17 protein-coding genes and 1 pseudogene are annotated in these 14,086 nt (G+C 51.7%); 4 read left to right on the forward strand and 14 right to left on the reverse strand.

What is annotated here, in order from left to right; translation table 11 throughout:
• Both VLV32_04225 and VLV32_04230 read right to left on the reverse strand, forming a co-directional pair.
• The coding region (locus tag VLV32_04225) for a hypothetical protein (protein HUL41098.1) at positions 1 to 183 on the reverse strand (183 nt) is incomplete at its 3' end.
• Positions 184 to 215: 32 nt separating this feature from the next.
• The gene (locus VLV32_04230) at positions 216 to 401 is read right to left on the reverse strand and encodes a hypothetical protein (GenBank protein ID HUL41099.1); all 186 of its coding nucleotides are present in this window, start codon (positions 399 to 401) and stop codon (positions 216 to 218) included.
• Between the two features lie 583 nt (positions 402 to 984).
• Between VLV32_04230 and VLV32_04235 the strand changes: the two genes are divergently transcribed.
• Positions 985 to 1,470, forward strand: coding sequence for a DUF4440 domain-containing protein (locus VLV32_04235; GenBank protein ID HUL41100.1), 486 nt, complete (start codon positions 985 to 987; stop codon positions 1,468 to 1,470).
• Positions 1,471 to 1,946: 476 nt separating this feature from the next.
• On the opposite strand, the gene VLV32_04240 is transcribed toward VLV32_04235, so the two are convergent.
• The 8 genes from VLV32_04240 to VLV32_04275 form a co-directional block, all read right to left on the reverse strand.
• Positions 1,947 to 2,534, reverse strand: a complete 588-nt coding sequence (locus VLV32_04240) for a hypothetical protein (protein HUL41101.1) — start codon at positions 2,532 to 2,534, stop codon at positions 1,947 to 1,949.
• Between the two features lie 38 nt (positions 2,535 to 2,572).
• Positions 2,573 to 3,136, reverse strand: coding sequence for a hypothetical protein (locus VLV32_04245; protein ID HUL41102.1), 564 nt, complete (start codon positions 3,134 to 3,136; stop codon positions 2,573 to 2,575).
• A 283-nt stretch (positions 3,137 to 3,419) separates the two neighbouring features.
• Positions 3,420 to 3,746: a hypothetical protein gene (locus VLV32_04250; GenBank protein HUL41103.1), complete on the reverse strand. Its 327-nt coding sequence runs from the start codon at positions 3,744 to 3,746 to the stop codon at positions 3,420 to 3,422.
• Between the two features lie 65 nt (positions 3,747 to 3,811).
• On the reverse strand, positions 3,812 to 4,042 hold the full coding sequence (locus VLV32_04255; protein HUL41104.1) for a hypothetical protein: 231 nt from the start codon (positions 4,040 to 4,042) through the stop codon (positions 3,812 to 3,814).
• Between the two features lie 401 nt (positions 4,043 to 4,443).
• Positions 4,444 to 5,058, reverse strand: coding sequence for a tetratricopeptide repeat protein (locus tag VLV32_04260; protein ID HUL41105.1), 615 nt, complete (start codon positions 5,056 to 5,058; stop codon positions 4,444 to 4,446).
• 362 nt (positions 5,059 to 5,420) lie between these two features.
• Complete coding sequence (locus VLV32_04265; protein HUL41106.1) at positions 5,421 to 6,314, reverse strand: aldo/keto reductase; 894 nt, start codon at positions 6,312 to 6,314, stop codon at positions 5,421 to 5,423.
• 472 nt (positions 6,315 to 6,786) lie between these two features.
• Positions 6,787 to 7,392 carry a class I SAM-dependent methyltransferase gene (locus VLV32_04270; GenBank protein HUL41107.1) on the reverse strand — a complete coding sequence of 202 codons (606 nt, stop codon included), beginning with the start codon at positions 7,390 to 7,392 and terminating at the stop codon, positions 6,787 to 6,789.
• An 880-nt stretch (positions 7,393 to 8,272) separates the two neighbouring features.
• Positions 8,273 to 8,815, reverse strand: a complete 543-nt coding sequence (locus tag VLV32_04275) for a hypothetical protein (GenBank protein ID HUL41108.1) — start codon at positions 8,813 to 8,815, stop codon at positions 8,273 to 8,275.
• Between the two features lie 407 nt (positions 8,816 to 9,222).
• Here VLV32_04275 and VLV32_04280 point away from each other — a divergent pair, with 407 nt between their 5' ends.
• Positions 9,223 to 9,963 carry a helix-turn-helix transcriptional regulator gene (locus tag VLV32_04280; GenBank protein HUL41109.1) on the forward strand — a complete coding sequence of 247 codons (741 nt, stop codon included), beginning with the start codon at positions 9,223 to 9,225 and terminating at the stop codon, positions 9,961 to 9,963.
• Positions 9,964 to 10,240: 277 nt separating this feature from the next.
• Here the strand turns inward: VLV32_04280 and VLV32_04285 are convergent, their stop codons facing one another.
• The gene (locus tag VLV32_04285) at positions 10,241 to 10,765 is read right to left on the reverse strand and encodes a hypothetical protein (protein ID HUL41110.1); all 525 of its coding nucleotides are present in this window, start codon (positions 10,763 to 10,765) and stop codon (positions 10,241 to 10,243) included.
• A 217-nt stretch (positions 10,766 to 10,982) separates the two neighbouring features.
• Positions 10,983 to 11,510, reverse strand: a complete 528-nt coding sequence (locus VLV32_04290; GenBank protein HUL41111.1) for a hypothetical protein — start codon at positions 11,508 to 11,510, stop codon at positions 10,983 to 10,985.
• A gap of 35 nt (positions 11,511 to 11,545) precedes the next feature.
• On the opposite strand from VLV32_04290, the gene VLV32_04295 reads away from it, so the two are divergent.
• On the forward strand, positions 11,546 to 11,845 hold the full coding sequence (locus VLV32_04295; GenBank protein ID HUL41112.1) for a hypothetical protein: 300 nt from the start codon (positions 11,546 to 11,548) through the stop codon (positions 11,843 to 11,845).
• 295 nt (positions 11,846 to 12,140) lie between these two features.
• Here VLV32_04295 and VLV32_04300 read toward each other — a convergent pair whose 3' ends face one another.
• Complete coding sequence (locus VLV32_04300) at positions 12,141 to 13,367, reverse strand: cation:proton antiporter (GenBank protein HUL41113.1); 1,227 nt, start codon at positions 13,365 to 13,367, stop codon at positions 12,141 to 12,143.
• Positions 13,368 to 13,477: 110 nt separating this feature from the next.
• A pseudogene (locus VLV32_04305) lies at positions 13,478 to 13,579 on the reverse strand (IS3 family transposase).
• Positions 13,580 to 13,881: 302 nt separating this feature from the next.
• Here VLV32_04305 and VLV32_04310 point away from each other — a divergent pair.
• The coding region (locus VLV32_04310) for a hypothetical protein (protein ID HUL41114.1) at positions 13,882 to 14,086 on the forward strand (205 nt) is incomplete at its 3' end.

Consider the following 14,086-nt stretch of genomic DNA (forward strand, 5'->3'; position numbering starts at 1 on the left):
GTCACTGGCAATTGCAAACTGCGGATTGATGAATGGACTTGTTCCACCGATAGCCGGTTGTATATGGCAGGCTGCGCAACTGTTTGCATTGAACCGCGGACCCAATCCCTCGCCGGTCTCGGCTCCAAAGTTAGAGCTTACGAAAGTGCCCTTGACTGAATCTGTTTCCGTGAAAGTTTTCAAGCTGGCATTGAACAGCTCCAGTTCTTCTGCACTCAGTCCAGGGAGGGGGGCGCCAGCGCGTGGCGCAGCGTTGGGTCAGCACCTGGGTCAATTACGGTTTTTCCAGATCCGAGAAGCGCCGGGACCACAACGATCAGGAGTCCAATAAGGAATCCTCCGGCTTTATTGTGGGGGTGTCCAATATTTGATGGATTAACATTGCGCAGCTTCGTAACCATGGGATTCTCCTGTTATCAATTTCCGCACGCGCCTATGATAGGTGCAGTCGGCGGGACTTTCATGATACCTGGCGGTCATCCATTGGCATCGCCGTCCGGTCCCGGATTTCAGGTTTAGCAGTCCTCGTGCCAGAATTTGAATAAGATTACAAAACAACCGGGAGCAGACACTAATAAATAAATACTGTCGCAGGAATGCGACAGGAAATCGTGATAAGGAATTATTTTACTGATTGCCTGCTGGTTTTGCTGTCACCGGCCAGAGACGACAAGGAAAGACCGAAGGATCCCGAGTTTTTGACCATACTAAAGATCACAGGCCGGCTGCCGAAAATATACGCTAACCGGATTTACGTCCTCGCAAGCGCAAACCCGTTCTCTTACAATCGAGCCGGATCTTATCACCTTCACCTGACTTGCATACCCGGCGCGGCTAAATTTCCGGATTGTCATTCATTCAGTATTCAAGACCTGACTGGTTTATTGCCCGTACAATCAGGTTGTATCCGCCCGCAGTAAATGAATGGATTGGCATATTCGAGGTCTACAACGTTATGTAAGGATTAAGGAGGAGAACTTCACCATGAGCAAGTGCATCCGAGGACTTGTCCTAATCTTGTTCCTGCCGTATGGCCAGGCGATGGCTGATGGGCCGACCAAAGTTTTGACTGAAGCGCGGGCGGTTGAACAGGTTCTGTACGCCTACGAGGACGCTTGGAGCCGACACGACGCACCTGCGATTGCCGGCTTTTACTACGAGCCCGCCATGCGCATTAGCCCGAATGGTCCCATCGTGCGTGCGACCCGCGCCGCGCAAGAAGAATTTTTCAACGGCCTGCTCCCAGAGCTCGTCAAGGAAGGCTATTCGAAAAGCGTCTGGGATCATCTTGAAGTCCGACTCCTTGACGACAACACTGCGATTGCCAGCGGCGTGGTGACACGCTATCGCGCGAATGGCAGCGTCTTCCAGCGCCAAGGTGTCACCTATGGGTTGTGGCGTACCGACCGCGGCTGGAAGATTTTCCTTTCAAAAACGCATGCACCAACCGCCGCGCTACACTTCCGCTGAGGAGCGACCGGTCCGGCACCCTGGCGGAATACCGTTCCCCGATATCGGCTGACAAAGTATGCTGAAGTAATTAGGGCGCTGTCAGAGCCAACCCTTGAATTCTGGATTTCCGTAAAGACACGATAAAAGCCCCAATTGCGGTTACCAAGCCAACGCTCAGGAATTCGATCAGAGGAATAGCGGCTCCACTTAAAGGACTTAAGTACTAAATAAGTGCAAGTGCTAACAAAATTCCCAGTAAGATTGATACGCTGATTTTTTCATTTGAACTCTCGCTTACCGACGGGTACGTATCGAATACCGAAACGCAAAAAAATGCGATCCCTATACCCCACCGAGCGCGAACCACGCCCCGGTGCTACATAAATATCTCCCAGATTCCAAGTTCGGTTTACGTTGACATTTAATGCTCTTACGACTAATCAATGCGAACTTGCCCACGATTTGCACAGATTATTCCAGAACTACTATGCAAACTAGTTTCGTAGATCCGGGGCATTCAGCAAAGCCCTCTGCATTTTCAAAAGCGCGTCCTGGGCTGCGCGTTCTCCGGAAAGCGAGAAATTGTGCTTAAATTCATCAAACTCAGCCTGGCCTTCGCCAGTGACCGAAATTATTGTCACCGGCTTTCCGTGACTGTCAGCGATGTTACAGGTCAACGTCACAGTAAATCGCGTTGGCGGCCAGGTAAGTATGCTTGAGGAAGACGAATTGGTGGCGATGACTGGCGTAATTACATAGCTGATCGATTGCTTGCTGATTGTGGCAGCATCGTTGGAGGATTTGAGTACGGTGACATTTTTGAAGACGTTGCTTAGCATCTTGTAAAATCCGGCCTCAATGTCTTTATAGGGTTGATAAGTCACCATGTCTCCACCACCACCTGGCGTTGTGACTGCTTTTTCGCGCGCGTCAGGAGCCATGTAATAGCCGACATTTTTGTCGATCGGCTGGGTGTTGTCGCGCTCAATCTTGCTAATATCGGGGCTGATAACCATCGGGTGTGCGCACCCGGTAACGACTACGACCGCAATGATGAAACACATACGTTGGAGGATTCGCATTTGAGTTACTCCGGATTTTTAGCGTTTGAATAAAGTAATCACTTGAGCGCTTGAACGAATGACCGATCTGCGTACAGAGTCGCCAAGAGTTTCTGAACCAGCTCCGGGTACGCCTGTTGAGCGCGTGGAATTGCGATGGCGCCGGCAAAAGACGATTCCCACTCGTAATGCGCGGACACTACTTTGTCATAACGCACCTGCCCGCTTTTTTTGACCACGAACCGGGCTTCGATATCGCCTTGCCCCATGCCGAAGGTGGCCGCGTCAAGGTCATTCTTTAAAAGTACGCCGGAAACCTCGACCACAGCATCAGGCGATAGCTTGCCGGCGAGTGTTAATTCTTGCTTGATTGCTTCTGCGACATAGTTAGCGTACGAATCTGCATAGGGCGACAAGAGTGAGTTGCCGCGCAACGAAATTGGATTGGCATTACCCGGACCGGGTTGGGAATGGAATTGGCCTACTTTGGCGGTATAGTCGCCGGCGTCCTTCAGTTCCTGAACGTTTTCCATTGACGCAGTATATTTTGGTGCCATCAACGAACAGCCGCTTCCCGCTACAACAAATAGAACAGCCAGCGACATCACTGCGACGCGGTGCATACAAACCTCCGTTACGCGGAACTCCAAGTTTTCCCCGGACGATCACCTACGGCGCAAATTCCACAACCACGCTACCATGCGTCGGCAAACTCGGCCGCGTTCGGGGAATTCCTGCGGCATTTGGTACATACTGAGATAAGAGTACTTACCGATAGCATACGGATCGGTTACAAATGACCTACTTTTGGTCGACAGTGTGAATTGGGACCGGACTGACCGCGTTGTTCGCGTCTCTGACTGGCGAGAATTTCACCCGGTATGCCATTCGCGCGATGGAGGTAAATCAGAAAAATGAATTAGCGTACTGCCTTGCAATATCTTGACGGCCCCGCTCCATCGCTTCGTCAAGCGCCTGCTCATCAGTATCGGCAGGTTCGGAGTCTGATTGGACGTCACTCCCGAAAACATATGGCCCGGTTTCATGCATAAGACTTGTCTTTGTTCGAATTAACCATGCGCGCGCATTTATAAATAGACCCGCCGGTCGATCGGCATTTTGGTCATCATGACTTTTTATACCAGTGCCTTTCGCGGTTGTTTCGAGGACGGCATCTAAGTTCTGTTCCAGCGCGCGCGTTCGAACATTCTGGTTTTTTAACTTACTTCCCATTTCGCACCTCCGCTGTTATTTGCCGTGTGCCACGTTGTTTGGAATCGTTATGACTACCCGCTTCGCTAGTGCACGCGCCTAGTACGAATACGAGCGCCGAAAAGGTAAAAACGCTGACCGATAACGCCAACGGGCTGAACCGATTGTTCAGCACATTTAGCAGAACAGTTTCCAAGGTTTTCTATCCAATCCCATTCACCTTCGTCATCGAGCACGATCTCTGCGAACTCTTCTTTATCCGCGTCTTGTGGCAACGCGGGTGCGCAAATGCGGCGGGCATAACCTTTGGTTTTCATGAAGTACCTCCTTTAAGTCGGATGCCTTTCAATCGATTCGCCATCGACTCTGAGGCACATGATGTGCTTCGGGTACATTCCGATCACATACGGATCGGTTACAAATGGGTTACTTTTAAAAGAGGGGAGATTCAGGAAGGATCAGATGGGGGTATCGATGGATATACAGTTTGACTCATTGCGTGACCAGCGCTATTGGAATGTTTTCTCCTACGGTCCGCAAATCTCGGCTTTGAAACGCCGTCAGGGGCAAGCCTTGAATCCTAAATTTCTTTTCCCGCTCCAAACACGTTGCTAACCGTCGAGCGTTCAACGTTCGCAGTCTGACAGATTCTGTATTTATGGTGGTTCGGTGATTCCGATACTTCAACCCCGATGACATTACGGTTTGCTTGGCAGTTTCAATATTTACGGAACGGCAGCACGTATTTTTGCCGGTATTCGGCCGCCAGTTTATCGGCCTGAACGAGCTGCTGGGGTGTCAGGCTTTTTCCTATGGTGTCCATTAGCTTTGCGGCGCGAAATTCGCCGAGTTCACTGGCCGTATCCGCCCAGGCAAACGCCTGCACCGAGTCCTGCGGCTCGCCTCTGCCTTCTTTATACAGGGACGCGAGATTCAGTTGTGCGCTGCCGTGGCCCTGTACGGCCGCCTTCATGAACCACCGGGCGGCCTCGGCGGGATTCTCCGGCACGCCGCGCCCCTGGTCGTAAAGCACTCCCAGATCGTTCTCGGCGCTTGCGTATCCTTGTTCGGCGGACTTTCTGAGCCACATTACGGCAGGTTCGTAATTGAGTGGAATGCCCAGCCCCTTGGCATACATAATGCCCAGCCGGTATTCGGCCCTGGCATTTCCACCTTCCGCCAGCGGCTTGAATTCCGCAAGCGCTTTCTTGTATTCCCCTTGATCGAAGGCGTCGAGTCCGGATGCAAAATCTGCCGCGCTCACGCTCGAGTATAAGAAACTCAATAGAACGAAAACCAGAAAATTTCTTACGCGGTTCGCAGTCAGTTTCATGGTAGTACCCGGTAAATGAGTAACTAAAAAGCGAGTCAGTGGAACCGTTTTATCAACCGAACAGCTCGCTTTGTTTAAGCTTTCGTTCGAGCATTATCGATCGCATGGCTGATTCCGCATGGGCCGATGCGCGCTGGATTCAATGGGCACTCAATTTCATTCTTGAATCTCCGCGGCGGAATCGCCAGCCACGGTCGATCGTACCTTTAATCTGACCGATTTGCCTTGCATCAAGTTCACACGGAACAAACAAGGTAAGGATCTCAGTTTGCCTAATTGTGTTTTGTGTTTGAACTCCTTTCTTGACCAATCCTCCGCGCCGAAATATATACTTCAAATCATTTCGATCGTCGGGTTCGTTCTCATCCGTGCACCGCATGGCGTAGTTCCTGCATTTTATTGTCGTTAAGCTTCAATCCGGCTGCAGCAACGTTCTCTTCTAGGTGTGGGACGCTGGAAGTTCCCGGGATTGGCAGAATGACTGGAGATCGCGCGAGCAGCCAAGCAAGAGCAACTTGTGATGGCGTAGCTTTCAACCGCTCCGCCACGCGGCGGACAGGACTGTCTTCACGAGTCAGTTGACCGGCCGCCAGCGGGAACCACGGAATGAACGCCATCTCCTCCTTTTCGCAATATTCCAAAACATCGTCCGATCTTCGGTCGGCCACGCTGTAGCGATTCTGGACGCTGACAATAGGAACTATTCCTTGCGCACGCTGAATCTGCAGCACGGTCACTTCCGATAGACCGATGTGCTTGATCTTGCCTTCGGTCTGCAGGGCCTTCAGGGTGCCGAGTTGATCTTCAAGCGGAACCTTCGGATCGATTCGATGCAACTGATACAGATCGATCCGGTCCAGACGCAACCGGCGCAGACTACCTTCGCAGGCGGATCTCAGATGCTCCGGCTTTCCGTTTTCGACCCATCGGTTGGGACCTGGCCGCTCGAAGCCCCCTTTTGTCGCAATTACCAGGTTTGCTGGGTAGGGGTGCAGAGCTTCGGCTATGATTTCTTCGCTCACCCCTGGACCGTAGGAGTCCGCAGTGTCGATGAAATCGATTCCTAATTCGACAGCACGACGCAATACTTGGATGGCCCCGGCTCGATCCGCGGGCGGGCCCCAAATTCCATTTCCCGTGATTCGCATTGCGCCAAATCCCAACCGCGTTACACGGAGATCATTTCCGATTAAGAATTCGCCTGCAGTCCCGGCGAGTCCTAGCCGTTGATGCGCAGCGGACTTGTTCTTCTCCATATTGTTCCTCCTTGTGCGCCGCCAAGCTGAGATTTAGCGGCTCAATATAAACATCCGGAGTAAAAACGGCCCTGAAACGTTTTATCAGCCAGTAGGCTTACTTTGCTCAGCCTTTTGATCAAGCAACATCGAGCGCTTGGGCATGCGGCGCGCCTTTCAATGCGCGCTCAATCTCGTCCTTGAACCGCTCGCTGCGTAAAGACCGACCCCGGCTCAGCGCCTCCCGAATTTGACCGAACTGGACAGAGTCAAGTTCGCTACACAAAAAGCAAGCTGAAGGGATAAGTCTTGGCTAATTACGTACTGGGCCCCTTCGGAATATGCTGTTCGCCCGAACGGCAACCCTCGGCTTTGCCCACCCGGGGCTCAATGTTGATCAGCATTCGCCAGCCTTACTCATTTCCGCCCATAACGGCACGGACAGATTGAGAGGGCCAGGTTCTGGTCTAGCAACTTCAAAACGCTACGGCAGCTAATCTTTTCTGAAAATTGCCCCGTAATGATAGGGAGGCAATTCCACGTAGCGGTCTCTTCTGAATCCCGCCGGTACAACTACAGCGGAAACCTCTACCGGGGACATGCGTGATTCCGTGCGTGGCCCGCGCGGTTGACCTAATACCGGGGTCTTTTCGCGCGGCAGAGCATGCCAGTTAACAATGGCGAAATAGCCGTCCGGCTTTAATATCTTGGCAACCTCGCATGCAAGCTCCATCTTGTTTGGCACGCCGTGAAAAGTGTTTGCGATAAGGACGTAATCGACCGCAACTGTTATCAGTTTAACCAACTCCATCGCGTCACCGAGTAGCCAGGTGCAGTTCTTCATCGTATTGCAGACTGCTTTCGCCTGCTCCAGCACGACAGGGTCGAGGTCAAACCCAATGACTCGTCCCGAGGCCAGGCGCCGGGCGATAGCAGCGGTGAAGTAGCCATCCCCACAGCAAAGATCAACCACGGTCATCTCCGGGTCAATTCCTAAAACGTCTATTACCGCATCGGGGTTCGGCCATAGTACGTGCCACCAATCCTGCCCCGGCATTGCGGTTCCTGGGAATATGTGTTCTTCAATCATCGCGGACATGGCTACTTCGCATCCCGCCGCACTCGGGCCAGCCCAGTCCCCTGTAAAGGAACGAAATGAGCACGACGAGAAAAATCTGAGGACATATCCATATCCGCTGAAACCCGTATCGGGGACCATCCCAATACATGATGAAAGTACTCCATTGAATGTTATTGGTTTGTTCCTGCCCGCAGGTAACTTGCGTATTGATATAGCCTACAAGGCGATATTACTACTGCTATTAAAAATGCGATATTACCTGGCGTGTGTATTGTTCAATCCGGGTCAAACAGTCGGTTACTGAATTAATAAATGAAGCGGTTGAGTCGACATCTCGTCTGAAAAAGGCGGATTCCATGAACGTTCTCTTAGTCTTTCGTGCTGCACATAAGGCTCAGAGTGCGGCCACTCTTTCTTCAGTTCTTGTGCGCTCAGTGCAGTGTGGCTCCCCGAGCACGTCTCGAACCAAGAATCGGGACTAGCGGTCAGTGGCACATAACAGCGGTTCCGGAGTAACTAATTGTGTAATAAGCCCCGTTGGAATGCTTTGTAGCTACGGCCCGCAAACTTCGGCTTTACGATACCGCAGCTCAACACTGATTAGAACTCCCTGCCAGCTTCGTGCATGACTTTTCGCATGGGCGAAAGCAGAAGCTATATTCCGGTGCGGTTGCCGAGGTTGAATCCAGCAGAAACCCGCATGCCCGGATTTAAACGGTATTTCGCGCGGTGTCAGTCAAGATATTGCAGTTGCAAAGACACGATTGCGTGCCATTGATGATCCCTACGAAAAACTAATATTTCAAAACCTGACTGCTTTTGTTTCTATACCACTACAACCGTCTATAACGAACACAAGCGCGAGGACAAATTGAGTAAAGGATGTTTTCATAATTGGCTACTCGCCAAAGTCGAAGATTTCGTCAGAAACAAGCGTGGGAAGAAAACCGTCCTGTTGCATTTTGAATATCAGAGTCTTCCAGATGTTTTCCCTTACTTCCTTTTTAACGCGCGCCGGTATCTTAAAAGTGTTCGCGATGACCCGGGGAAGCCTTAGAACCGTAGTTACGGAATCCGTAAGTGAATATGTCTTCTCTTCGTGGTCCTTTGTGACGACTTGGGCCGTCATGTCGAACTTCTCCGTACCCCATACCGGAATCAGGGGGCCGGTAGGTGCAGAGAACTGTTGCCACGCTTCCGAACCGCGCCAGGTGTTTATTATTCGGGCCTCCAATTGAGCCTTGATGTGGATGTCACCCCCATCGCCCTCCGTCAAAGCGGCAAAATACCCGGATTTATTCAGAACGTCCACAAATTCCGACTGGGCGTCCTCGAAAGAAAATTCGCCGATAGTAGCAAACGAATAGGTCGCGTCGGGTTTCAGAAATTCCATCGCGAGCAAGCGCGCAAATGCCGAACAGACATGCATAATTTCTTTCATTTGTGTCTCCTCCGTCTAATGTTTGCCGGCCATCCCTCGAACTCGCCCTGCCGGATTAAGCCCTGTTTGACATGAATCGAATCGGGGAGCGCACTTTGGTGAACGCACGTTCGTTTGAGCTGCGAATGGATGTCATAAACTAAAATGTTTTGCCGTTCTGGCGCGCCCCTGACGATGGCGACCGGCCATTTGCAGAGCGTACGGATTGATCTGCGTACAGAGCGAACCGTTTCCAAACAAACCGTCGTTTCTAATTTGCTGATCATTTGCCCCGCCTCCCCGTTGCCGCAATCGCCAAGGCGAGCCAAATTTGGACGTCGGTATCGAAATACGCAACAAATAACAAAATAGTTGCGTAACAAGTGCCGCTTGGTATCAAATATTGATACTTTTGGTTATTGTCGTCCATGGCACAGACAGAAGCCCTCGTCGCGACACTTAAAACGGCGCTCAAGCTCCGCGGCCTCACCTACCGCAACGTGGCGAAAGCGCTCGGTCTGAGTGAAGCGAGCGTCAAACGCTTGTTTGCGCAATCGGGCTTCTCGCTCGCTCGGCTCGATACGCTCTGCTCGCTAATGGGAATCGAGATCACGGACTTGGTCGAGATGATGGAAGTGGGGCGCAGCCGCATCAGCGAGCTCACGCAACGCCAGGAACAGGAACTGGTTTCGGACACTAAACTTCTTTTGGTAGCTTTTCTGGTGGTAAACAGCTGGACGTTTCACGAAATTCTGGATTATTACACGCTCCCCGAGTCCGAAGTGATTCGCTGTTTAGCGCGGCTTGATCGGCTCAAGTTGATTGAGCTCTTGCCGAAGAATCACATCAAGCTCCTGATCTTGCCAAATTTTGCCTGGCGCAAGAATGGACCGATCGAAGAATTCTTCAACACCCATATGCGCGAAGATTTTCTCAAGAGCCGGTTTGATGCCGAGGGTGAAGGATTTTTGTTTATCTCAGGCATGCTGTCCCGAAGTTCCAATGAGGTCTTGCGAAAGAAGTTCGAACAACTCGCGGCCGAGTTCGATGACCTCAACCGCCAAGACAGGCGATTGCCCATTGCGCAGCGATTCGGATCCAGCATGATATTGGCGATGCGACCGTGGCGGCCCGCGGTGTTCGAACGCTTCCTGCGAAAAAAGGATTGAGCCGCTGCCCGGTCGCCAGATTGCGCAGCTGAAAGTTAAAAGGGTTAGGCTTGGCTAATTGCGTAATCAGTTCCAGCGGAAAACGTTATTTTTATTAGCGCGAGCCTAGTGATTATGTTTCCGGAGTTTGCGGCGATCAGAGTTTCCCGCCCGCGCTGCCTAAATTAATTTCAGCAGAAATCTGCATCACCGGGCGCCAGTGTCCTTTTTTGCCGCCGAAAGCAGCCATTCGCGATTGCGTTCGCACACAGAATTTCGTGCAGGTCCAAGGTGAAATCTACTCCAAAGAGCCGCCTTGGCCATTAACGATAACGCACACCGCATGGGCGATTTCTCCCGGTGAGCCTGTGCCGGCGAACCAATTCGGCTTCTGAGGCAAACCTGTCGCATTATCGCGGATCCCTAGCCAATGCAAGACGCGTTGCAAAAGAATCTTCGCCGAGCGCCGCTGATCAAACAAAACCCATTCCTGCTTAATACGCCCACCATGAAAATCAAACCGCAGCCTCCAATCAGCTGCGGCAACAACCTTAGCCACTGAATCTTTCAAATGCCTGATGTCGTATGGAACAAGGGAAATGCCGCGACAGGTACGGTCCGAGGCAAAAGCCATTTTCACGTACTCATTGAATTCCAGAACTTTCAAACCAACGGCCACCCTGCTTGAGCAATGCGTTAAATCACACCAAGAATTCGCGGAAATGAAAGCATAGTTTTCATCAAGTATTACTACCGGTTGTTGCTTTGCCACGTTACAAGCAGCAGCTAACATAATAAGGCAGAATATGAGCAGCAGTTTCATTTATGCGTCCCCACGAACCTTCCACCACGGGTGGCAGTTATAGCAATCCTTCTACGTACGCAAAACTGGGCTCAGGTCTCGATGCATCGGTTTTCCCATATTCTTATTTTCCAGGATTGTTGGTCAAGCTTGGCTGATTGTGTGAGCTGCATGATTGAAACATTTTGCTCTCATGCCGCGCAACCTTGACCGCGTCGACAAGGACTGCCGACATATATTACCGGCCCTCGGAATTTCTAAAACTCGTTGGTGCAATACTTGGCTCGCGCCTTGTATCAAGCATTTCGGGTTTTGGGTAGTTTTGCTCTTGCTGCATTTTCTTGGTCGAAACATATCTCGCGTTTTTTGCGGTTTCAACTTCATCAATAAATTCTATTGGATCTTGGTCGCCCAGCACCCCCAAGGGGACATTCATGACTGCGTTGGAGGATGACAGGACGACAGCTCGTTCAATGGTCGCGAGGTAAGCCAGCAAACACAACGCCATAAATGTAAGGCCAATGGCCCATGCGAAGTCGACATACCTGACGAGATAGAATCCCGCTATGCCGAAGACGATGCCCACGCCAATAAAGGAAGGATGGTTGCGATAAATTAAATTGCACGATACGATTTCTTCCAGCATGAAACTGGTGACCAGTTTTCTGCCCAGTGTCCTGGATTCAAAACGGACTCGATGAGTCGTCAGTACTAATTTCGTCGACTTGGATTCAAAAAGAATCTTCTCGCCAGGCATGTAATGCATACGAACCTCCTCCTGATAAGCGGCGCAATCTTGCCATGCCTATCAACGATCAACGACTTGTTACATTTCTTGTTAATGGTATTCCGCTGTTCCCGTTCACGCAAATGGGCTCGGGTCTTGAAATATTAGTTTTCCCATATTCTCATTTTCCAAGAAAAAATCGGGCTTGGCTTACTGCCAAACGGTTTTTATCGGGAAATGTTGCCCTTGGCCTGCAAACCTTGGCTTTGCGTTGCTTGGGCCTAAAGCTGATTAAAGCGCTTCGCCGGCGTCGTACGTTGTGTTTTGAACCGGTGAAGGCAGATACTCGAGAAGAGTGCGGCTGCCAAGATTGATTTGGACAGAAACCTGCATGCCCGCGGTGAGGCAATATTTCGCGCCGTCTCGGTCAAGATATGGCGCTTTCCAAAACACCTTTGTGCGAAAGCCGCTTTGCACCGAATTGCACTATGCGATCGTTCAGAATTAACCCTACGCAAACCCGTCTCCGAGGCAAAGTGCTCACTTAGTCTGGCTGTCAATCCGCCTTTTTTGGTTAGAGCCCCGCTCGGGAATGGTTTGAATCCCGTTGCTTTCCTTGCCCACATCGTTGGTCGCTCCCGCACTACACGATATTTCTTATCCAAATCGTCATCTCGCATCCTGGTGCTCCGGCGCGTCGGCTTTGAGTGATGCGACCTTGCGGGCGTAGAGACCGATGCCGGGCATCGCGCTTAGTCCGTGGGCAAAGATGCTAAGCAGTACGGTTGCCATGACCGCAAAACGGATCGTTGACTCGCCCGGGAGATGCATTTCCTCTTCCAGATAGACCAGGCCGAGAACGATAGAGGCTAAACCGCGAGGACCGAACCAGCCCATGAAGACTACGCTGGCCGCGCTGAGGCGGGTACCGATAAGCGCGATTGCCACCGGCAGCATCCTCACTAGCGTCAGGCTTAGCAGCGCGTATAACCACGATGCCATGCTGAACTGCGGCCAAATCCGCACCACCGCCATGCCAAACAGAAAGAATACGACCAAGTTGATCAGTTGTCCCCATTCCTCAGCGAACTCGCCACTGTGCTTGCCGACATCTTTGAATCCAATTTGCACAGCCAGGCCGGCGACGAACGCCGCGATGAACATGCTTGCGCCGACTATTTCCGACGCCACCACGCAGAGTAGCGGCAGCGCGACTACACCAATTTGCTGGAATGATTCCGCGATCCACTCCTTGCGGCGGGCCAGGTCCAGCGACCACCCGCCGACAAGGCCAATGGCCAAGCCGACCAGCAAGCCAAACCCAAGCTGTTCCACAATGAACTGCAACAGGCTGGCCGCACCACCTTCGATTTTGGCGGCCGCGAAGGCGATGAAGAACAAGAGGAACGGGACGGAAAGTCCGTCGTTAAGACCGGCTTCAACATTGAGCGCTTGGCGAATGCGCATGGACACCCGCGGGCTGTTCACGATGATCTGTCCCAGGCCGGCGTCGGTCGGCGCGAGGATCGCGCTCAGGATTCCCGCTTCCAACAAAGAGAGTTGCGGGAACACGAACCGCGCGGCAACCGCGCCCAGAAAAATCGTCAACAACATGCCAGTGCTTAGCAACCGCGCCGGCAGGTTTCGAATGCTGCGTAAAACGTTCAAGTCGGTGCGGCTGGCATCTGTGAAGAGGAGCATCACCAGACCTACTTCGGCGAGGTTAAGCGAGACATCGGAACCCAATCCGGCTCTAAAAATCCCTTGCAAGGCAGGAAACATCAGTATGCCCGCGGCCGTGAACACAATGGGCGCGGTCACAATTGTCTGCTCCAGCCGTCGCGACAATAGGCTGTAGAGAAAGAGTAACAAGACAAAGACGACCAGAGGGGTCATCGCTAGCCACTTTCTTTAACCGCAGCCACAAAGTTCACGCCTTCTGCGCACAAACAAAAAGCACACAAAAGGGCTCAGGTTGTGGTAACCCCGATTTCGCGGACACATAGTTAAGCAACACCGTTCATTGCTTCAAACTGGGCGGGGCTCACATAGCCCAGTGCCTGATGCAGTCGCTGCCGGTTGTAGAAGCTCTGGATGTATTCGAAGATTTCGGTGCGAGGTCGCGGCAAAGGTATCGCAATCCTGGCGATCGGTAAAAAATCGCGCCTGAGCATCCTGCCCCGAGAGTGTTCGGTTAGTCCATACTTCCTGTGTCTGTGGGCTGGCAGCACAGGCAGCCAAGTAGAAAAAATTAGGTACAGGATTTTAAGGTGTCGGGATCGCATTTATTCTGCTGAAGTTGAATGTCAGGAGTGATATTCTAATTGCGTCAAAAACTACTCGTTCCAAATTCCAAGTGTTTCATTAGACTACTACAACTCATAGGCGGCGACTACTCAGGGAATTCTCAATGTTTGAACATCGCAGCAGCCCGCTTTTGCCTTGGCGAAGTTTTCTCCGCCGCTTGATTCTAAGCATTATGCTCGGGTTATCTCTTGTGGTGCTTTCGCTTTTTGTCGGCATGTTGGGCTATCACCATTTTGAAAACCTGTCCTGGGTTGATGCCTTCGTAAATGCTGCCATGATTCTTTCCGGCATGGGGCCGGTGAGTCCCA

It is taken from the genome of Burkholderiales bacterium, from assembly GCA_035518095.1.
In the GTDB taxonomy this organism is placed as follows: Bacteria; Pseudomonadota; Gammaproteobacteria; order Burkholderiales; family JAHFRG01; genus JAHFRG01.

What these genes read in the sequence shown, in the direction of transcription:
- VLV32_04230 (HUL41099.1), bottom strand. Translation starts at nt 401, where the DNA reads ATGGTTACGAAGCTGCGCAATGTTAATCCATCAAATATTGGACACCCC.
- VLV32_04235 (HUL41100.1), top strand. Translation starts at nt 985, where the DNA reads ATGAGCAAGTGCATCCGAGGACTTGTCCTAATCTTGTTCCTGCCGTAT.
- VLV32_04240 (HUL41101.1), bottom strand. Translation starts at nt 2,534, where the DNA reads ATGCGAATCCTCCAACGTATGTGTTTCATCATTGCGGTCGTAGTCGTT.
- VLV32_04245 (HUL41102.1), bottom strand. Translation starts at nt 3,136, where the DNA reads ATGCACCGCGTCGCAGTGATGTCGCTGGCTGTTCTATTTGTTGTAGCG.
- VLV32_04250 (HUL41103.1), bottom strand. Translation starts at nt 3,746, where the DNA reads ATGGGAAGTAAGTTAAAAAACCAGAATGTTCGAACGCGCGCGCTGGAA.
- VLV32_04255 (HUL41104.1), bottom strand. Translation starts at nt 4,042, where the DNA reads ATGAAAACCAAAGGTTATGCCCGCCGCATTTGCGCACCCGCGTTGCCA.
- VLV32_04260 (HUL41105.1), bottom strand. Translation starts at nt 5,058, where the DNA reads ATGAAACTGACTGCGAACCGCGTAAGAAATTTTCTGGTTTTCGTTCTA.
- VLV32_04265 (HUL41106.1), bottom strand. Translation starts at nt 6,314, where the DNA reads ATGGAGAAGAACAAGTCCGCTGCGCATCAACGGCTAGGACTCGCCGGG.
- VLV32_04270 (HUL41107.1), bottom strand. Translation starts at nt 7,392, where the DNA reads ATGTCCGCGATGATTGAAGAACACATATTCCCAGGAACCGCAATGCCG.
- VLV32_04275 (HUL41108.1), bottom strand. Translation starts at nt 8,815, where the DNA reads ATGAAAGAAATTATGCATGTCTGTTCGGCATTTGCGCGCTTGCTCGCG.
- VLV32_04280 (HUL41109.1), top strand. Translation starts at nt 9,223, where the DNA reads ATGGCACAGACAGAAGCCCTCGTCGCGACACTTAAAACGGCGCTCAAG.
- VLV32_04285 (HUL41110.1), bottom strand. Translation starts at nt 10,765, where the DNA reads ATGAAACTGCTGCTCATATTCTGCCTTATTATGTTAGCTGCTGCTTGT.
- VLV32_04290 (HUL41111.1), bottom strand. Translation starts at nt 11,510, where the DNA reads ATGCATTACATGCCTGGCGAGAAGATTCTTTTTGAATCCAAGTCGACG.
- VLV32_04295 (HUL41112.1), top strand. Translation starts at nt 11,546, where the DNA reads ATGCCTATCAACGATCAACGACTTGTTACATTTCTTGTTAATGGTATT.
- VLV32_04300 (HUL41113.1), bottom strand. Translation starts at nt 13,367, where the DNA reads ATGACCCCTCTGGTCGTCTTTGTCTTGTTACTCTTTCTCTACAGCCTA.